This window comes from uncultured Algimonas sp. (assembly GCF_947498175.1).
Classification (GTDB): Bacteria; Pseudomonadota; Alphaproteobacteria; order Caulobacterales; family Maricaulaceae; genus Litorimonas.
The window spans coordinates 198,365-216,972 of the sequence record NZ_CANMJB010000002.1; the positions used below are offsets into that span (position 1 = coordinate 198,365).

Annotated in this window: 13 protein-coding genes; 4 read left to right on the forward strand and 9 right to left on the reverse strand. The window is 66.2% G+C overall.

Translation table 11 applies throughout. The features are described 5' to 3' along the window. Positions 1-178: 178 nt before the first annotated feature. The 5 genes from Q0718_RS03430 to Q0718_RS03450 all read right to left on the reverse strand — a co-directional run bounded on the left by Q0718_RS03430 (position 179) and on the right by Q0718_RS03450 (position 7,280). Positions 179-775: a CarD family transcriptional regulator gene (locus Q0718_RS03430; protein ID WP_298913464.1), complete on the reverse strand. Its 597-nt coding sequence runs from the start codon at positions 773-775 to the stop codon at positions 179-181. Between the two features lie 215 nt (positions 776-990). Next, positions 991-2,142 (reverse strand): PAS domain-containing protein, encoded by a 1,152-nt coding sequence (locus Q0718_RS03435; protein ID WP_298913466.1) that lies wholly within the window; start codon positions 2,140-2,142, stop codon positions 991-993. Between the two features lie 152 nt (positions 2,143-2,294). Continuing rightward, positions 2,295-2,639 carry a ferredoxin FdxA gene (gene fdxA, locus Q0718_RS03440; RefSeq protein ID WP_298913469.1) on the reverse strand — a complete coding sequence of 115 codons (345 nt, stop codon included), beginning with the start codon at positions 2,637-2,639 and terminating at the stop codon, positions 2,295-2,297. A 340-nt stretch (positions 2,640-2,979) separates the two neighbouring features. Then, positions 2,980-6,279 carry a helicase-related protein gene (locus Q0718_RS03445; protein WP_298913472.1) on the reverse strand — a complete coding sequence of 1,100 codons (3,300 nt, stop codon included), beginning with the start codon at positions 6,277-6,279 and terminating at the stop codon, positions 2,980-2,982. A gap of 845 nt (positions 6,280-7,124) precedes the next feature. Beyond that, complete coding sequence (locus tag Q0718_RS03450) at positions 7,125-7,280, reverse strand: hypothetical protein (RefSeq protein WP_298913474.1); 156 nt, start codon at positions 7,278-7,280, stop codon at positions 7,125-7,127. Between the two features lie 55 nt (positions 7,281-7,335). Here Q0718_RS03450 and Q0718_RS03455 point away from each other — a divergent pair, with 55 nt between their 5' ends. Further along, entirely contained in the window at positions 7,336-7,836 is a 501-nt protein-coding gene (locus Q0718_RS03455) for an alpha/beta fold hydrolase (protein WP_366523817.1), read from the forward strand. Between the two features lies 1 nt (position 7,837). Here Q0718_RS03455 and Q0718_RS03460 read toward each other — a convergent pair whose 3' ends face one another. Further along, the gene (locus Q0718_RS03460) at positions 7,838-8,767 is read right to left on the reverse strand and encodes a DUF3108 domain-containing protein (RefSeq protein WP_298913477.1); all 930 of its coding nucleotides are present in this window, start codon (positions 8,765-8,767) and stop codon (positions 7,838-7,840) included. 244 nt (positions 8,768-9,011) lie between these two features. Between Q0718_RS03460 and rpmB the strand changes: the two genes are divergently transcribed. Both rpmB and Q0718_RS03470 read left to right on the forward strand, forming a co-directional pair. Next, positions 9,012-9,314 (forward strand): 50S ribosomal protein L28, encoded by a 303-nt coding sequence (gene rpmB / locus Q0718_RS03465; RefSeq protein ID WP_298913479.1) that lies wholly within the window; start codon positions 9,012-9,014, stop codon positions 9,312-9,314. An 85-nt stretch (positions 9,315-9,399) separates the two neighbouring features. Next, positions 9,400-9,747 (forward strand): hypothetical protein, encoded by a 348-nt coding sequence (locus Q0718_RS03470; protein WP_298913481.1) that lies wholly within the window; start codon positions 9,400-9,402, stop codon positions 9,745-9,747. On the opposite strand, the gene parE is transcribed toward Q0718_RS03470, so the two are convergent. The 3 genes from parE to Q0718_RS03485 all read right to left on the reverse strand — a co-directional run bounded on the left by parE (position 9,744) and on the right by Q0718_RS03485 (position 17,735). After that, on the reverse strand, positions 9,744-11,738 hold the full coding sequence (gene parE, locus Q0718_RS03475; protein ID WP_298913483.1) for a DNA topoisomerase IV subunit B: 1,995 nt from the start codon (positions 11,736-11,738) through the stop codon (positions 9,744-9,746). The two genes, Q0718_RS03470 and parE, sit on opposite strands and share 4 nt — an antisense overlap. A gap of 119 nt (positions 11,739-11,857) precedes the next feature. Beyond that, positions 11,858-14,386 carry a hypothetical protein gene (locus Q0718_RS03480; protein WP_298913485.1) on the reverse strand — a complete coding sequence of 843 codons (2,529 nt, stop codon included), beginning with the start codon at positions 14,384-14,386 and terminating at the stop codon, positions 11,858-11,860. A gap of 25 nt (positions 14,387-14,411) precedes the next feature. Beyond that, positions 14,412-17,735 carry an autotransporter outer membrane beta-barrel domain-containing protein gene (locus Q0718_RS03485; RefSeq protein WP_298913488.1) on the reverse strand — a complete coding sequence of 1,108 codons (3,324 nt, stop codon included), beginning with the start codon at positions 17,733-17,735 and terminating at the stop codon, positions 14,412-14,414. A 206-nt stretch (positions 17,736-17,941) separates the two neighbouring features. Between Q0718_RS03485 and lspA the strand changes: the two genes are divergently transcribed. Then, on the forward strand, positions 17,942-18,499 hold the full coding sequence (gene lspA / locus Q0718_RS03490; RefSeq protein ID WP_298913490.1) for a signal peptidase II: 558 nt from the start codon (positions 17,942-17,944) through the stop codon (positions 18,497-18,499). The last annotated feature ends 109 nt before the right edge of the window (positions 18,500-18,608 follow it).

The window sequence follows — 18,608 nt, forward strand, 5'->3', positions numbered from 1 at the left end:
CCGCCACACGCTGCAAGCGTGCAGGCTGCCAAGGCGGCTGTGACCAATGTCTGCTTCGAGTTCATGATACCTCCCATATCGTTCCCCATTATCTTTTTTTACGACCTTATAACGAAAAAACCTCCGCACAAGCGGAGGTTTCATAACATGTGAAGGTTTCGTGAGGCGACGCCAAGGTCTAGGCTGCGGCTTCGTTCTCGCCATTGTCGTTGTCCTCGGCCTGCTTGGCGGCCTTGGCTTCCTGGCGCGACCGGGCCTTGGTCAGCGTGTCGAGAATGTCGTCCATGGCCGCGTCGCGCGAGATTTTGCGGATGGCGGCGACTTCCCGGACCATGCGGTCGAGCGCGCGCTCATAGAGCTGGCGTTCGGAATAGGATTGTTCCGGCTGGGCTTCGGTGCGGTGCAGGTCGCGCACGACTTCGGAGACCAGGATCAGATCGCCGGAATTGATCTTGGCTTCGTATTCTTGCGCGCGGCGCGACCACATGGTGCGCTTGACGCGGGCGCGGCCCTTCAGCGTGGTGAACGAATCCTTGAGGATCAGATCGTTGGACAGGGCGCGCATGCCGGAATTGCCGGCCTTGGTCGTGGGAACGCGCAAGGTCATCTTGTCCTGCTCGAACTTCACCACATAGACTTCGATGTCGAAGCCCGCGATCACTTCCTGTTCGATGCCGATCACTTCGCCGACGCCGTGGGCCGGATAGATGACGTGCTGTCCGACCTTGAAACTGACGGGTTTCTGCTTCGCTCTGGATTTCTTTTTCGTCGCCATAAGGGGAGGAGCCTCGTTTTGCTGCCCGGTCCGGCGCTGCGGTCCGTCGGGCTGTTGATCGCCAAAAACAACGGCGCGAGCGCCCCCGCCAAAAGGTTCGGGAGAGACGCTCGGCGCCGTGTATGACGATAGTATAACACAAAAACGTCACGGATGCGAATCCGTATGCAGGCCGCTCTTCCGTAGGCAGTCCGCCCGGGGCTGGCCTCCGACGGCTACCCCTCGATATGGCCGAGCGACGTGACGCTTTTCTCGGAAAGGCGTTTGCGGTCCCCGGTCTCGTCTATGGCCGATCCCATCGAATTGACGAAATCGATGGTCACGACCGTGCCCCTGTCCGACGAAATGACATGCAGTTTGGCGTCGATCGAGCGCGCCAAGTTGCGGACCAGCCGTGCGCCGAGATTGCCCTCGTTCGGCCAGTCCGTGTCGCCCATGCCGACACCGTCATCGGAGAAAGTCATCCTGAAATTGTCTTCGCCCTGTTCCTTCAGCCTGACTTCGAGAATGCCTTCCTCGCGGCCCTCGAACGCATGCTGGAGAACGTTGGACATGATTTCCGACGTGAGCAATCCCAACCGCGCGGCCCGTTCCGTGGGCATGTAGACCGGATCGCAATCCGTATTGACGCGGATACCCGTGCGGCCGTCGAGCGAGGCGATGGTCGCGACGACGCGGCTGACATAGGCGCCGGCCGAGACGACGTCGTAATCGAAGTCCCGGTTCGTCGGCGGTTGCGAAAACTCGTCGTAGAGCAACGACAGCGCCTCGACCCGGTTGGACAGCTGCTTGAACATGTCCGTGGCGGACACGCCGTTCTTGGCGCGTTTGCCCTGCAGCCGGATGAGACCGGCGATCATGGACAGATGGTTTTTCACCCGGTGCTGCGTTTCCTGCAGGACGGCTTCGAGCTGCCCGACGGTCCGGCTTTCGGAAGCGATCACCGACTGAATGCCCATGAAGGCATAGATGTCACCGCTTTCGGGCGGATCGTCCCATTCGCTCCAGACGTCGCTATCGATCTGCGCTTCCGAGGCGCGGAGCGGCGTGACCATGAGACGGTTCCTGAATGGTGTGCCGTCCAAGCGGTAATTGGTCAGATCGACCGTGACCGGCTCCCCGGCCTGGATGGCCTTGCGCAGTTCCTCGAGCTCCGGCTGGTCTTTATCCTCGCCTTGCAGGAACCGGCAGTTCCGCCCGACGGCATAGCTTGCTGCATAGCCGGTCGTCTTTTCGAAAGCGCGATTGACATAAACGATCGGATTGTCCGGCAAGGCCGGGTTGGAGATGACGATCGACAGGGGAAAATCGGAGACCAGTTCGCGGTGCGTGGCTTGGACGACTTTATCGTTATCTGGTTGTTTCATGAGCGCGCCTGGTTCGGATCATCTGTCGAAAGACTGCGGTCGCAGCCCTATGATCGACCGACATTATCATCGTTGCGGTCTTGCTATTGCAGATTTTAAGCTGCGGCGCATCCACCGAAGTCCGGAAAACGGGCAATCCGTTCATGGGCTGCTTATTCGTCGCCCGTACCGGGCTTTTCCGAAAAGTACTTCTCGAACTTGCCGGTCTCGTCTTCGTACTTCTCGCGGTCTCCGGGCGGGTCCTTCTTGACCGTGATGACGGGCCAGAGTTCGGCATACTTGCTGTTGATGGCCAGCCATTTGCCGTCCGGATCGTCTTCCGTGTCGGGCACGATGGCATCGACCGGGCATTCCGGTTCGCACACGCCGCAATCGATGCATTCGTCCGGATGGATGACGAGCATGTTCTCGCCCTCGTAGAAGCAGTCCACGGGACACACTTCGACACAGTCCATGAACTTGCATTTGATGCATTCGTCTTTGACGATGTAGGTCATGCGCGGCGCTTTGGCGGCGGCGGCCATGGGTGTCAACCGGAGGGCTGAGGTCCGTCGCCCTGGGTGAGATCAAGATAGAGTGAGCGGGCTTCGGACGCGGGTCCGCGGCGCGTGCCTGGCGCGATCATCTCGACATGGACGAGGGCGCGGTGGCGCATGAACGAGACCCGGTCGCCCGGCCGGATCCGGAAATGCGGCTTGCCGATCCGCAGCGTCTCCGCCCCGCGCGTCAGGCGCAGCCGCTTCTTGCCGATGATGGCCTGCGCCTCGGTGCGCGTCTTGGTCAGTCGCGTGCGGAACAGCCAGACATCCAGCCGGCAGGTCTGCTCGTCCGGCTCGCTCAGGACTTGTCGTCCGGCGTGCCGCCGGTCTTCAACGCGGCCAGCGCGGCGAAAGGCGAGTTCTCGACGGAACGGCGCGGCGCTTTGTCCGGCGACCGCTTCGGTTTGCCGCCGGGCTTGCCGCCTTGTCCGCGCGGCGGCTTGGATCCGTGCGGCTTGCGGTTGTGATGCGGCTTGCCGCCGCGGCCGCCCTTATGGCCGCGCGGTTGGCGGGCCGGCAGCGTCCAGTATTCCAGGCTCGGCACGTCGCGCGACGTGCCGTCTTCGAGCTGTTCGCGCGGCACATAGACCGAAAGCGGCGCGCGCTGGCGGTCGCGCATGCGCTTGGAGGGTTTGGGCGCTTCCGTCGCCGGAGGGTCGGTCTTGATCGTATCGGTCTTGGTCGCATCGGTCTTGGTCGCATCAGCCTGGGGGATATCGATCTGGGGCGCATCAGCTTGGAGGACATCGGTCTGGGGGGCGTCAGGCGCGCCGCCCGGTGCGGTCTGCGTCGCGACCACGGCATCTGGCGAGAGGCCCGCCGCCGGTTGCGGCACGCCGCCGTCCGGAACCGACGCTTCCCCGGAGGCTGCATCCGGCACCTGGGCGGGGTCGGGCGCCGTTGGCGGTTCGGGCGTCGCCCCGCCTTGATCCCGCGCGGCCACTTGATCCCACGCGGCCGGTGTCTCGTCTTGGGCTTCGGGCCTTTCCGCTTCGGGCGCTTGCGCCTGCGCTGTCTCGAGCGGCGCGTCGGCCGTGAAGGATTTGAAGCCCAGCGCGGCCAGCACGCCGCGCGTCTCCTCGTGCGAGGCGCCCAAAATGGCGAGCATCTCGCTCATGATCTGGAAGGTCGGACGGCCGGGCTTGTCCTGCGCGACTTTCTCGAACTGGCCTTGCGCGTCGCGGATCTGCGTCGCCAGCCGGTTGAGAATGTCGAAACGCACGATGCGCGGGCCGACCGCCTTGTAGCCCGCCAGCGACAGCGCCTGCGGCGCGAAACCGTCGGACTTCAGATCGCCTTCGTTCGGGATGGAGGTGACGCCCGCGAACGGGACGAAGGGCTTGCGGTCGCCGCCCGCCCCGTAGGCGACCAGCAGCGAGAGCAGCCGCGCGGGTTTGGGCTTCATCAGTTCGGGCATGAAGACGTTGTACTGGCCGAACACCACGCCGGCGCTGCGGAGGTCGCGGCGTTCCTGCTGGCCCAGATCGCGCACGATCTTGCCGTGCTGGCGCCGGTCGAGCGAGCCGTGATGTTCCAGCAGCGTATAGGCGAAGCCCTTGGAGGCGGGCAGCATGTCGTCGCGCTCCTGAAGATCCTTGAGCTTCTTGAGCGGCGCCAGATGGGTCTGCACTTCGGCGCGCAGGAATTCGCGCATCCGGTCCTCGGCCAGCTGGCGCAGCGTCGGATTGCCCAGCTCCCCGCCGATCACTTCGACGTCCGGGGTGAAGACCGACCCGCTCTTGGCGATGCGGCCCACGGCCATGCCGCCCCACAGGATCTCGCCCGCGTCGGACAGGGTGAAGATGGCGTGCTGGCCAGACGATAGCGACGTCAGGCGGCGGTCCACTTCGGGCGTGACGGCCTTCACGGCCGCCGCTTCCAGCGCCTTGGCTTCCAGGTCCGACGCGTCCGCGTCGCGCGTGAAGCGCAAGCCTTCGAGCTGGCCGATGAGGTGGCCGTCGACGAATACCGATCCATCGTCCTTGATTGACGCGTCCATGGGAGCTCCTGATCCGATCCCTTTGAGCAGCTGGGAGGTGCGGCGATCGACGAAACGGGCGATGAGGCCCTCATGCAGCGCGTCGGACAGGCGGTCCTCGACCGCCCGGGCCTGCTGCGCCCAATGTTCGCCGTCATGCATCCAGCTGGCTTTGGCGGCGCAATACGTCCAAGTGCGGATGTTCGCAAGCCGTGCCGACAAGGCATCGACGTCGCCGGACGTGTCGTCGCAGCGGGCGACCCGGCGCGCCATGAAGTCGTTCGACAGCTTGCCGCCCCCGGATACGAGCGTGCGGTAGATGTCCTGGAGCAGCCGCACATGCGCGTCGATGGTCAGATTGCGGAAATCCGGCACCTGGCAGACATCCCATAGCTGCTTGACCTGCACGGGCAGATTGATGCCTGCCGCGATCTCCGGAATGGCCATCATCCGTTCCAACGACAGCTCGTCTTCCGTGCCCTTGATCCGGCGCAGCCGCTTGGTCGGGCGCGGCGCGTGCAGGCTCTCGACCAGCGCGGCGAGCGAGGCGAAATCGAGGTCGGAATTCCGCCATTCGGCGTAGTTCAGCATCTCGAATTCGTGGCCCACGATGCGGTCCACCAGCGCGTCGTCCATTTCCGGGCAGTCGCCGGTCGTGCCGAACGTGCCGGCCTGCCGGAACCGGCCCGCGCGGCCTGCGATCTGACCGGCCTCCATCGGGGTGAGGTAGCGCCGCCGGCGCCCGTCATATTTGGACAGGGACGCGAACGCGACATGGTGCGTGTCTAGGTTCAGCCCCATGCCGACCGCGTCCGTCGCGACCAGGAAATCGACATCGCCGCTCTGGAACAGCTCGGCCTGCGCGTTGCGGGTGCGCGGGCTCAGGCCCCCCATGACGACCGCCGCGCCGCCGCGCAGGCGCCGAATCGCTTCGGCCAGCGCATAGACCTCCTTGGCGGAGAAGGCGACGATGACCGAGCGCTTGGGCAGGCGGTTCAGCTTGGTCGGCCCGGCATAGGACAGCTCGGAGAAGCGCTCCCGCCGGTCGAACCGGATGTCCGGGACCAGGGTGCGCAACACGTCGCGCGCCGTTTCCGCGCCGAGGAACAGCGTCTCTTCGTAGCCGCGCGCATTGAGCACCCGGTCGGTGAAGACGTGGCCGCGTTCGTGATTGGCCATCAGCTGCACTTCGTCCACGGCCAGGAAGGCGAAGCGTTTTTCCACCGGCATGGCTTCGACCGTGCAGACGTAATAGCGCGCATGGGGCGGGACGATCTTCTCCTCGCCCGTGACCAGCGCGACACTGTTCGCGCCGACACGCGCCACGATGCGGTCATAGACCTCGCGCGCCAGCAAACGCAGCGGCAGGCCGATCACGCCGGAGCTGCGCCCGAGCATGCGCTCGACCGCATAATGCGTCTTGCCCGTATTGGTCGGGCCTAGGATGGCCCGGAGAATGGGTGAGAGAATCGGCTGGACCGCCATGGGCGCTATGTTGGGGGAGGGCGCGCGAAAGGCAAGGCGGCGATCCGTCCGGGCGCTGTCGTCCTCGGTCCCGGCTTCTGTGAAGATGACGTTGATCTGAGAGGAGGATTGGCCGGGCCGGCCGAGTGAACTCATGGGTCCGGCTGACTGCCCGGTTTTTTTCGGGGCCTTGTTGTTCGCCCATGCCTTCAGGTGCGACCGGGCGGCCTGGCCCGGCAAAGGTCTCATATCGTGTCCCGTTTCCCTTTTCGGGTGGCACGGGGCGCGGGCCCTGCCCGGCGATGGACAGGGAAGAGGATTACCATTTCACGCTCGGGCAGGGCCCGCGCGGTGAAAGCTCGGCCGGTCGCCGCCGTTCGCAACGCCCGCACACCCGCCCCATAGGGGGGGATCGCGGTCTCACCCGGTGTCCGGCCGGAACTCTGGCCGGGACCGGGGTCCAAGGCGCGCGCGACCCGGTTTGCAGGCCAGCGGCACGTCGCGAACGAAGCTCGTGAGGCCGGAACCGTGCGGTACGACGCACGGGCCCAGGCCGCCCGGTCGGGGGTGGCGGCCGCCTGGCACCGGGATGGCCGGGTCGGTGGTCTGCTACACCACGGTCCCGCCCTCCAGCGCCGCTGCGGCCTTCCCGGCGACGAGAGGCGCGGCCATCGCCGGATGGCCTTGCCCGTTCCTGTTCGTCGCCGGACCCGTCCGGGCCCTCGCTTCCGTCCGCTGACATCCAGGTGGTCGTACTCCCCCCGTGCCTGCAGCGGACAGGTCCAGCATAACCCGCCTTTCCGAAAGGGGGGATACGATTTCCGATTCTCGCGGATTGATTTGGCGGGAAGTCCGGTGCGGTGGGGGATTGCGGCGCGGATAAGCGCGGATGGGGCGAGGGATTAACGAGGATGGCCGTCCGGAACCGCCTCCCGGTTCTCATCCATACTTCCCTCATCAATCCGTGCCACAAGGCCGTCATGCGGCGCCTGCTTCTCGTCCTAACCGTTCTGCTCCTCTTCGCCGCGCTCGCGGTGGGGGGTCTGCTCGCCCGCGGCTTCCATATTGATGAGGGCGTCGTGTTCCTGCCGGTGCAGCGGCCGGACCGCACGGAGCTGAACATCCGGGGCGAGGCTTCGCTCGACCGCGTCCGGCACGAACGGTTGTCCTTGGAAAGCGGCCATCAAGATCGCGCCGTTCGGACAGGTCCTGCTGTGGGACTATCCGGGTTACGGCGACAGTTCGGGCGTGGCCGACGTGGCGTCCGTCGAACGGGCGGCGGCCGCGCTGGTCCCGCTGATCGAGGCGCGCGCCGCCGGGCGGCCGCTCGTTTATTGGGGGCATTCGCTGGGCGGCTTCGTCTGTTCCAGCCTGGCCGCGCGGTCGGCCCGCGTGGATGCGGTCGTGCTGGAGACCACCGCGCCGAGCGTGCGCGCGGTGGCGGAGGCCTGGACGCCGGGCGGGTTGCCGCTGCGCGTGACTTACGACGAGGCGTTGTTGGCCTACGACATCCCGGCCGCGCTGGCGGATGTGGACGCGCCGGTCCTGATCCTCGGGGGCGGGCGGGACCGCGTCCTGCCCGTAGGGCTGTCGCGCCAGCTCGCCGCCGCCCTGCCGGAGGCGACCTATCTGGAACTGCCCGACGCGACGCATTTTTCCACCGGGTTCCATCCGGACGCGCGGGCGGCGGTGGCGACGTTGCTGGCGCGCTAGCTCACGCCTTTTCGTGGACGACCGTGCCGTCCGGCGCGATCAGCACCAGTTCCGACATCTTGATGATCGCCGTGAACCCGCTGACCTTGTAGGAAAACCGCACCGGCACATGCAGGTCGGCGGACGGATAATAGCGGAAATACACGTCCACGGGCGTGCCCGCCTCCTCGGCGTCGGGCAGGTCTTCCGGGTCGAAGCCGGCGACCGGTTCGTAGAAAGCGTGGCAATGGATGGCGGGCTGGGTGTCGCCCAGGAACTTGGCGCGTCCGTCGCCGACCGGTTCGAGCCGCAGATTGTAGTGCTGTTTGGAATCGAACACCGGCACGCGGCCCCGGCACAGATCGGCCGCGTCGCCGCGCCCGCGCCGCGCCATGTGGAGCAGCGTCGTGATCGTATCGAATGCGCCGTAACGCTGTTCCGGGCTGGCGGGGGGCACACCCTGGCTGCCGAGCGGCGGCACGATGGCGACGTCGATGGTCCGGGCCGCATTGTCGTAATTCATCTCGACGCGCCGGTTCTTCTTGTCCGTGTTCTGCTGCACATGGAAATCGGGGCGCATCGCTCCGTCCGGCGCGATCCGGCCGCGCGTCACCGCCCAGATGTCCATCTTCTTCAGCAGCGCGCCGAGGCCCGACGTGCGCATATCCGTATAGGCGGCGTAGGTTCGGTCCGATTCGTACCCCAGATAGCTCGCCTTGATGAGGCGCAGGCCGAACACATAGCCTTTCAGCGTGAACGCGAACTGCGTCGCCCCGTCCGGCGCGGGCGGCACGACGTAAGTCCCGTCGCCGAAGGTCTGGTCGTTCAACGCGGCCATGTGGCGGCCCTGATCGATGACGTTGACCGGGGCGGGCGGCGGCGATTGCGTCAGCGCCGGGGTCGGCAGGGCCAGGACGAGGAGGCCCGACAGGAGGGACAGGGTCTGTTTCATCCGCTCCCTATAGGCCGGAAAGCCTGTGGCTTGCATGAACAAGGCGCAATTCGCGCAAGGGCCGGAGCTGGGGCTTAGGCGCTGGGGCTTGTGCGCTGGGGGTTGGGCCAGGGGGGGCAGAGGGCGAAGGGATGCGAGACGCGCTTGACGGGCCGCGCCAGTCCGACTAACAGCCGCGCCTGATCGCCCGCGCCTGCGGGCCTTTTTCGTTTTCCGACGCTACGAACCTTTTGAGGCAAGCATCATGTCCCGCACCTGCGACCTTCTGGGCACCGGCCCGATGAGCGGCCACAATGTGTCCCACTCCAACATCAAGACCAAGCGCCGCTTCGACGTGAACCTGTGCAACGTCACCTTGCGTTCCCAGGCGCTGGGCCAGGACTACCGCCTGCGCATCGCCGCCAAGACGCTGCGCACCGTCGACTTCAAGGGCGGTCTGGACGGCTTCCTGATGGGCACGAAGAACCACAAGCTGACCGACAAGGCGCGCAAGCTCAAGAAAAGCGTCGCCGCCAGCCTGGAAGCGACGGGCGAAGCGGCCGCGTAGGCCTCACGACCGGCCAAACGTTCCGAGCCCGCCTCTCCTGGCGGGCTTTTTTGCATCCAGGTCCAAGCGGGCCTATGACAGATACATGAAGCGGCGCGACCCCCTCATGGCTGCCTTCCGCTGCAGTTCGGGCGGACACATCGTCTTCCGCCCGTTGGGACTAATCTCGCCGCTTTCGGTGGTACTGGAGTCGGCGGACGACATCCCGATGGCCAGACGCATCTATTGGACCGTGGGAGCGGTGACGGTGCCGCTCTTAGCCTTGTATGCCAAACTGGCCGAGACCGGGCCGGCGATGACACTGTTGGTCACGCTATTGGTGATCTACGGCGCGAGCCTGCTGATGCTTCTGGGCGTCAGTCTCTATATTCCGGGTCATGAAATCTATAGACCGAAACGGCATGGCAAGCTGACTGGGCCTTATCGGTCCTAGACCTCCACCTCCGCGAACTGCGCGTGTTCCTGGATGTATTCGAACCGCAGATCCGCCTTCTTGCCCATCAGCGTGTTGATCAGGCTTTCCGTCGTGACCCTGTCGTCGCCGTCGATGACGACGCGGGCCAGCGTGCGGGTGGCAGGATCCATGGTGGTGACCTTCAGCTGCGACGGGTTCATCTCGCCGAGGCCCTTGAAGCGGCCGATATCGACCTTCTTTCGGTCCTTGAATTCGGTTTCCATCAGCTCGGCGCGTTGCAGATCGTCCAGCGCGTACGCCGTCTTGCCGCCCGCGCTCAGCTTGTAGAGCGGCGGCATGGCCATGTAGAGCCGCCCCGCCTCGATCAGGCCGGGCGTCATGCGGAAGAAGAAGGTGATGAGCAGCGCGGCGATATGGGCGCCGTCCACGTCGGCGTCGGTCATGATGATGACGCGTTCATAGCGCAGATCGTCCAGATCGAACTGCTTGCCGAGGCCTATGCCCAGCGCGGTGCACAGATCGCCGATCTCGTTATTGGCTGCGATCTTGGCGTTGGTCGCGGACTCCACATTGAGGATCTTGCCCTTGAGCGGCAGGATGGCCTGCGTCTTGCGGTCGCGCGCCTGTTTGGCCGACCCGCCGGCCGAATCGCCCTCGACGATGAATAGTTCCGTATTCTCGCTGCCTTTCTGCGAGCAGTCGGCGAGCTTGCCGGGCAGGCGCAGCTTCTTGGTCGCGCTCTTGCGTTTGACGTCGCGCGCCTTGCGGCGGCGCAGCCGTTCGTCCGCGCGCTCGATGGCCCAATCCATCAGCTTTTGCGCCTCGTTGGGGCGCGAGGCGAGGAAATGGTCGAACGGATCGCGCATCGCGCTCTCGACTAGGCGCGCGGCCTCGGAATTGGACAGGCGGTCCTTGGTCTGTCCCTGGAATTCCGGCTGCTTGATGAAGGCGGACACCAGCGCGCCGGCGCCGAACATGACGTCGTCGGGCGTGACGCTCGACATCTTCTTGCCCATGCCGGTGAGCTCGGCGTGAGCGCGCAATCCCTTGGTGATCGCGGCGCGCAGACCCTGTTCATGCGTGCCGCCGCCGGGCGTCGGGACCGTGTTGCAGTAGGAGCGCACGAAGCTGTCGGCTTCGCCGTAACCGGCCGGCGACCAGGTCACGGCCCATTCGACGCGGCCATGGCCGCTGTCCGTCTTGGACTTGCCCGCGAAGATTTCGGTCAGGGTCGGTTTTTCGCCGAGGGTCTCGCCCAGATAATCCTTCAGCCCGTCCGGGAAGTGGAACACGGCCTGCTGCGGGATCGGGCTGCCCTCTTTGAGTTTGGCCGGATCGCAGGACCAGCGGATTTCCACGCCGGGCTGAAGGTAGGCCTTGGCGCGCGCCATCTGGAACAGGCGCGGCGCGCGGAAGGCCGCCGTCTTGCCGAAGATCTCCGGATCGGGATGGAAGCGCACGGTCGTGCCGCGGCGGTTGTTGACCGGACCGAGTTTCTTGAGCTTGCCCTGCGGCTTCCCGCGCGAAAAATCCATGCGGTAGAGCTGCTTGTTCTTGGCGACCTCGACCGACAGGTCGTCCGACAGGGCGTTGACGACGCTCACGCCGACGCCGTGCAGCCCGCCGGAGGTTTCGTAGGCGCCTTCGGAGAACTTCCCGCCGGAATGCAGCTCGGTCATGATGACTTCCAGCGCGGTCTTGGGTTTGTGCTTGGGGTGGACGTCCACCGGGATGCCCCGGCCGTTATCCGTGACCGAAATGTAGCCGTCCGCGTCCAGATGGACCTCGATGCGCGTGGCGTGGCCCGCCACGGCCTCGTCCATGGCATTGTCGATTACCTCGGCGAAGAGATGGTGCAGCGCCCGGTCGTCCGTGCCGCCGATATACATGCCGGGCCGCAGGCGGACGGGCTCCAGCCCTTCCAGCACCTGGATGTCCTTGGCGGAATAGCCGCTTTCGGCCTTTGCGGCGCCGGAATCGGACAGCAGGTCTTTGCGGGCAGCGGGCATGGAGGCGTCCAAGTGGGGAACGAAGCGTGAATCAGTGTGGTTGATATGGGCGTTCGCGTCCACCCGGCAAGCGCATTCGGCGCGGGATAACAGATCGGAAACAGTGGTGATTCAGGCGATTACCGCCAGCGGACGGGGCGCATGTCGGCGCTCGGTGCCGTGTCCGCGTAACGGGCGACGGCCATGCGGACGCGATCTTCAAGCGCGGCCTGCCGGGTGGGCAGGTCGCCGGGCATGAATTCGGCGTAGGCGTCGGGGACGGCCGCGACAGGCAACCCCGTAAGGCCGAGCAGCCGTTCCCAATAGAGCAGCTCGGTCCAGCCGTCCTGTGCTTGCGTCAGGCGCGGCCCGTCTGCGAGCCGTCCGACGGCGCTCCAGAAGTCCGCCATCATCATGCCGCCGTCGCGCAGCTTGGTGTCGAACCGGTCCGCCGGAACCGGGTGGATGCGTTCGGAGACCAGCTTGCCCCACATGTAATGGGCGTCGGCGACGAACTGGTCCGGATCGCGCGGCCGGTCGAGGATCCGCGCGACCAGCGCGTCCACCTTTTGGACAAGCGCCGGATCGCCCGCCACCGTCCGGGCGGGAACGAGCGCGATATGCTCCCAGCTTCGCGCCGTGGTGTCGTGGTGGCGGCGGAAGGCGGACAGGGTGACGGCAGGCGGCCCGGACCGGCCGGACGGGCGCAGCCGCATGTCGAGGTCGTAGGCGATGCCTTCGCGCAGCGGCGTGCTGAGAATGGTGGTCAGACGGCGCACGGCCTTGGACGCCAGATCCCGGTCCGCATCGTCCCCGAACAGGAAGACCAGATCGATATCGGATTGCGGCGCCATGCGCGCCTGGCCCAGCTTGCCGAGTCCCAGCACGGCGATGGGCAGGCCGGGTGCGTCCAGATCGTCGCGCGTGATCGAGAGCGCGGCCTCCAGCACCGTTTCGGCCTGCGCGGTCAAGGCGGCGGCCAGCGCCCGCCAATCCTGCATCCCGGTCAGGAAGGCATGATAGTTCTGGAATAGCCCCTCATTGACGTAGCGGCGCAGCCGTTCCAGCCGCGTCTCATAGTCCGGCTCGGCCAGGACGAAACCGATGTCGCCCGGCGCCGGGTCCAGGAAGGTGTCGATGATGTGCGGGCTCTGCTTCAACAGGACGGACATGTGCGGGCTGTGGATCAGCGGCCCGACCAGCGCGTCGAGCAGGGCCGGATTGGCGGCCAGCAGCGACAGATATTGTTCGGACCGCGACAGGCTGCCCAGATAGGCATCGACCCGGCGGATGGCGTCATCCGGCGACTCCGAGGCCATGACCCGGCGCGACAGGGCCGCGCCCAGCGGCTTGAGGCGTTGCCGTTTGGAAACGCGCACATTGTAGCGGCGGAACCCCGACAGCCAGTCATCCACGATGCGCTGCGCGTCCGCCCCCAAGGCGGGCATCGCCGCATGCACCGGATCGACGGGACCGGCGATGTCGGGCGACGTGTCGAACATGGCGGAAAACCGCCGGCTGACTTCGCGTCGATGCCGCGTCGTCTCGTCCATCAGCGCGTCCGCCGGCCGGCCCATCAGGGCGGCGATACCGGACCAGTCCTCCGGCGTGCTGGGCAAGACATGTTCGTGGCCGTTGCGCATCATCTGCAGCGCGTTTTCCAGGCTGCGGTGATGGCGGTAGGCCCGGCCGAGGGCCTCCGTGTCGGGGTCCTCGAACTGGTCCTGCGCCCGCAGCGCGTCGAGCGCGTCCAGCGTGTTGGTCGTGCGCAGCGCGTAATGCTTGCCGCCCCAGATCATCTGCAGGGCGTTGGCGATGAACTCGACCTCGCGGATGCCGCCCGTGCCGAGCTTGACGTTGAAGCCCAGCGGCTGTTCGCCGATCGGGTCCTTGGCCTGCCGTTCCAGCTTCAGGCGCGGATGCTCCAGATTGATGCGGGTCTTCAGGTCGGCGAGTTCGTCGATCGTGCGGAAGTCGAGGTTCTGCCGCCAGATGAAGGGCGACAGGTCGGCGATGAAGGCGTCGCCCGCCGCCCGGTCCCCGGCCACGGGGCGCGCCTTCAGCAGGGCGAGCCGGTGCCAGGACAAGGCCCGGAAGAAATAGAAGTCCTGCGCGCGCGTCGTGCTCATCGCCAGGCCGGACACGGACGCTTCGGGGCGCAGCCGCCAATCGACGCGGTAGACGAAATCCGGGTCGTTGGGCGGCATCAACGTCCTGGCCAGACGCTTCAGCACGCGACCGGCGACATAGGACTGGCCCTTCGCGGCGGGCACGGGCAGCGTTTCCGGGTCGTAGTAGGAGATCAGGTCAATGTCGGAGGAGAAGTTCAGGTCGTGGCCGCCCAGCTTGCCGAGACCCAGGATGAAGAGGCCGACGGGCTTGCCGGGCAGTTTTTCGGCGCTCCAGGCGTCCCACAAGGCGAGATCGACCGCGCGGTCGGCGAACGCGCTCTGCAGGCGGCCCAGCGCGGGGAAGGACCGGCGCTCGCCCAGCGCCAGATGCGCCCAGCCCAGATTGAAACGCGCCTTGAGGTCGGGCAGGTCGGCCGCGCCTGCGCCGGCCAGCGCATCGATTGCATCTTGCGCCGTGTCGTCGCCGGGCGGGCCGAACCGTTCGGCCAGCCGCGACAGATAGGGGCTGGTCTCCAGGGCGCTCGCCTGGCGCGTCATGCGCGTCCGGCCGGGTCGGCGCGGATCAGAACAGCAGCCGCACCACGACGCGCCCCGTATGGCGGATGAACCCGTCGCGGATGTCGCTGTCGAAATCGAAGGCGACGGACGAGAAGCCCGACCCGGCCGCGACCGAGAAGCCGAGCAGCATGCCGGAGGTCGGGAAGTCCGCCGACTGGGTCCGGGCCATCGCGGCATTGGTGATGCCGGAGAAGCTGTAACTGGTCAGCACGGGGTCGGACAGGAACTCGTTGCGGTAGCCGATGCGGATGGACGGCCGGATCCAAGTGCGTTCGCCGGTGAATTCGGCCCCGAAATTCAAGATGCCGGAGACGGCGCCCATTTCGGACGTGCGGTCTTCGACGCTCAGCGCCACGCCGACATCGCCGGTTTCCTGGTAGCCGTCTTCGCTGAGACGCACATAGTCGAGGCTGACGACCGGGCGCGCCCAATAGCGCTTGCCGAAATCCATGTCGTAACCGGCGCGCAACGACCCGGACAAGTGCGTGCCGTTCCAGTCGCCCGAGCTGCGGCCGGAAAAGTCGCCGATCCGCACACGGCGGTTCTGTTCGAAATCGTTAAAGCCGCCGCCCAGATAGGCGTCGATGCCGAGCTTGCCGGACATGTAGCCCGCATAGATGCCGGCCAGCACGGACGTCACGTCGAGCGGTTCGTCCACGCCGACCACGTCCTCGATTTCCGTCGAGGCGAAGCCCAGATTGACGCCGACCGCGTGGAACGGCCCCCAGGCCGTGTCCAGACCGCCAGTGAAACCGAAGCCTTCGCCGCGATATTGTTCCGACAGGCCCGCCTTGTCGCGATCCGCGAAATAGGCGAATTGCTGGATCCAGGCGCCGCCCGGTTTGTCCGGGGACCGGCGAGCCGCGTCCAGATGGTTGCCGACCGCGCCGATCGCGCCGTCGGAATTGGCGATGACGAATTGGCGCGCGGCGGCCGCGAATTCGGGCAGCAGCTGGTTGTAGGCCGAATAAAATTCGTCGGCCGTGGCCAGGTTGGCGATTTCGTTGCCCAAAGCGGTATTTGTCTGAAGCGCCTGCAGGGTCGCGCCATAGGCCGATTGGTCCAACCCGGTCTGCGTCCGGTCGAGGCCGAGCTGTTCGGCGTTGCGCAGATCCAGCGTGATGAACAGCGTCTCGCCCGTGACCGAATAGTTGGTGTCGAACAGGAAGCTGCCGTCGTCGACCGCGTTGAGCGCGCCGAGATCGCCGATGGTCAGGTCGCTGGCCGACGCAAGCGCGAAGGACGCCGCCTCGCCGCCGACCACGCCGGTATTGACGGCATTACGAAGGACGGGGGTGATCTGCGCGCCGTTGGCGAAGCTGATCGCGCCGGTGGCCTGCAAGGTGGCGGCCTGACCCGAAGCGCCGTCCACGAGCGGGCGGAAGGTCGATCCGGAATCGAAACTGGCCGATGTGATGCCGACGGGGCCTTCGGACAGGACAGTCACGGTCGAATTCACGGCCTCGATGGCCAGGCCGCCCTGGTTGGCGATGGCGCCCGAGAATTCCGTATTGGTCAAGGCCAGCCGGTCGTCGCCCGCGCCGAAATCGACGTTGCCCGCGATGGTTCCGGCCGTGCTCGTCAGCGTATCGTTGCCCGACCCGAAACGGATGTCGCCGCGCAACGCGGGCGGGTTCGGCGTGGCGGTGTCCGTCGTGTCCGGATCGGGCCGCTGTTCCTGCAGGAAGGTCACGCCGGACGTGTTGGCGGACAGGTCCAGTGCTACGAGCGTGAAATCCGTTTCCTGCGCGCCGGTGGCGTCCGAATTCCGACCGACGGCGGCGATGCTGCCGCGATTGACGATGTTGGACAAGCTGCCCGACGCATCGTTGACCACGGTCGCCGTGCCGTTGCGTCCGATCAGGATGGCCGACAGCGTACCGTCATTCTCGATCGAAGGAAGGCTGGCATTGGCGCCGATGTCGATGGCGGTCGCGACGACGGGGCGGGGCGCGGGAACATTGTCGCTGTCGAAATAGACTTCATCCGTCGCTTCGGAGACCTGCGCGATGATCAAGCCGCTATTGTTGAGCCGTTCGACGATGGCGTTGTCGCCCAGAACGAGGACGCGCGCCAGACCCGTTCCGAGGTCGACGCCGTCGATCGGGCGTCGCACGGATCCGACGAAGGTTTCGGCCTGGATCGTGCGTGCATTGCGGATGCCGCCGTCCAGCGTGGCATCGGAAATCGACACTGCGGTCGCGTCGAAATCGTTGTAGATGCCGTTGGCGCGCACCGTGCCCAGATTGATGAAGGCGAACAATTCGTCGGCGTCGTAGCCCGCGGCGGCAGGATCGGTGATGGCCGAGACCGTTCCGATCATCAGCGGGGTGCCGTCGCCGTCGATCAGGATGGCGGGCGCGGATCCGGACTGCGTCACGGCGCTGCGCGATGCGACGGTTGTGACCGGATTGCCCTGTGCGTCATTGGCCGTGGTCGTCCGTTCCGTCAGATTGATGCCGCGTGCGATATTGGCGCGCACCGCGATGGCCGAAGCCGCCTGGCCGAGATCTTCGGCTCCCAGATCGGTCCGGTCAGCGGCCGCATTGGGATTGAAGGCCGGGCGTGTTCCAAACCGGAAACCGTTGCTGGTGACCGAGCCGGTGGAGGCGAACCCGCCGCCAATGTCGGCCCCGATATCGAACGCCCCGCTACCCGCTCCGACCACTTCGACTAAGCCGTCGCTGGTGAGGTTGCCCGTGATCGCGCTGCCGACGCGTACGCCTGTACTGTTGTTGCCCCGTACGGATGTGCGCCCGTTCAGCGCAAGATTGCCGTCGAGCCCGGCCCCGAGCGGAGTGTTGGACAGATCGACGCCGGCGCTGTTGTTGCCTTCGATGATGATGTTGGACGTTTCCGCCAGCGTGATGTTGCCCTGGAACGGCGAGGCGCCGGACACGAGGATGCCCGTGCGGCCGGTGCCGGACGCGAACGGCGTATCGGCGAAGGGATCGGCGTCCGTGTTGGCGTCGTCGAAATTCTCGTCGATGCGGATCGTGCCGGAATTGGTGAAGTTGCGGTCCGCGCCCCCTTCCAGCGACACGCCGGTGGCGTTGTCCACATCGGTGATGCGGATCTGCCCCGCATTGGTCAGGTCGTTGGCGGAATCCAGCGTGACGGCTGGACCGGCCGTGGTGAGCACCACGGATCCGTCCGAGGTGATGGTGACGTCCGCCGGGGCGCCGCCGTCTCCCGCCGTGGACGTTCTGACGGGCGCGGTGCGGTCGTCGGCGATCTCGACCTGGGCGAAGGCGGGCGTGGCTGCGAGGAGCGCGGCACTGCAAAGCAGGAACGGCCGGATCGAGATCGGGCGGGTGTGGCGAACCATGATAATGTCTGTCCCTGCAAAGTTTCGGCCCATCGCGACCGTCCATCGCCGTCAGGGCGTGCGGACATCTCGGCCTTGTCGTTTCACCGGCTTTAGCCTGCGGCCCCGTCCCCGCCAATGAAAGAATGGTCATCAACGCAGTTCGGCCGGCGCGCCGTCGGCACGCCTGCTTGCCGTCGCGCAACAAGCGTGGCAGTCGCGCCCGCATGAGCCTGCCCGCCACAATCCGACACGCGATCCGCCGCATCCCGCCGCTTTGGGGCCTGTGGGTGCCCGCGGCCATCGTCACGGCCGACCAGCTGAGCAAATGGGCGGCGACGCGGGCCTTCGACCGGCCGATGAGCGTCTGCGCGCACGATCCCTACATCACGGTCACGCACGAGATCAGCCCGGTCGTGGATCTGACGCTGCTGTGCAACCAAGGCGTCAGCTGGGGGCTGTTGCAAGGCGATTCGGCAATCAAGCGCTGGGGATTGTTGGCCTTCGCCGTCGTGATGGTGTTCGTCCTGCTCGGCGCGCTGTCCGGCGCGCGCGACGCGTTCACGCGTCTATGCCTGTCGCTCGTGATCGGCGGGGCCGTCGGCAACGCCATCGACCGGGCGCTGTTCGGCGCGGTGACGGATTTCGTCAACGCATCCGATATCGGGTTCAACTACGTGTTCAACCTGGCCGACTCGGCGATCACGATCGGCATCGCCGGCTTGCTGCTGGCGACGGTGCGCGACTGGATGGCGGAGAGCAAAGCGGCGCGCCAAGGCCGATGACATCAGGGCCGCTGACATCCGGGCCGCTGATAAATGACGATCTGCTCACTTGGCGGCCCGCGACGGGGCCGTTAAGGCGTTGCCGCAACATGTCCCTCTCTTCTATAGG

Excerpts from the sequence above, each read along its gene's own strand:
- Q0718_RS03430 (WP_298913464.1), bottom strand. The coding sequence starts at position 775 with ATGGCGACGAAAAAGAAATCCAGAGCGAAGCAGAAACCCGTCAGTTTC.
- Q0718_RS03435 (WP_298913466.1), bottom strand. The coding sequence starts at position 2,142 with ATGAAACAACCAGATAACGATAAAGTCGTCCAAGCCACGCACCGCGAA.
- fdxA (WP_298913469.1), bottom strand. The coding sequence starts at position 2,639 with ATGACCTACATCGTCAAAGACGAATGCATCAAATGCAAGTTCATGGAC.
- Q0718_RS03445 (WP_298913472.1), bottom strand. The coding sequence starts at position 6,279 with ATGAGTTCACTCGGCCGGCCCGGCCAATCCTCCTCTCAGATCAACGTC.
- Q0718_RS03460 (WP_298913477.1), bottom strand. The coding sequence starts at position 8,767 with ATGAAACAGACCCTGTCCCTCCTGTCGGGCCTCCTCGTCCTGGCCCTG.
- rpmB (WP_298913479.1), top strand. The coding sequence starts at position 9,012 with ATGTCCCGCACCTGCGACCTTCTGGGCACCGGCCCGATGAGCGGCCAC.
- Q0718_RS03470 (WP_298913481.1), top strand. The coding sequence starts at position 9,400 with ATGAAGCGGCGCGACCCCCTCATGGCTGCCTTCCGCTGCAGTTCGGGC.
- parE (WP_298913483.1), bottom strand. The coding sequence starts at position 11,738 with ATGCCCGCTGCCCGCAAAGACCTGCTGTCCGATTCCGGCGCCGCAAAG.
- Q0718_RS03480 (WP_298913485.1), bottom strand. The coding sequence starts at position 14,386 with ATGACGCGCCAGGCGAGCGCCCTGGAGACCAGCCCCTATCTGTCGCGG.
- Q0718_RS03485 (WP_298913488.1), bottom strand. The coding sequence starts at position 17,735 with ATGGTTCGCCACACCCGCCCGATCTCGATCCGGCCGTTCCTGCTTTGC.
- lspA (WP_298913490.1), top strand. The coding sequence starts at position 17,942 with ATGAGCCTGCCCGCCACAATCCGACACGCGATCCGCCGCATCCCGCCG.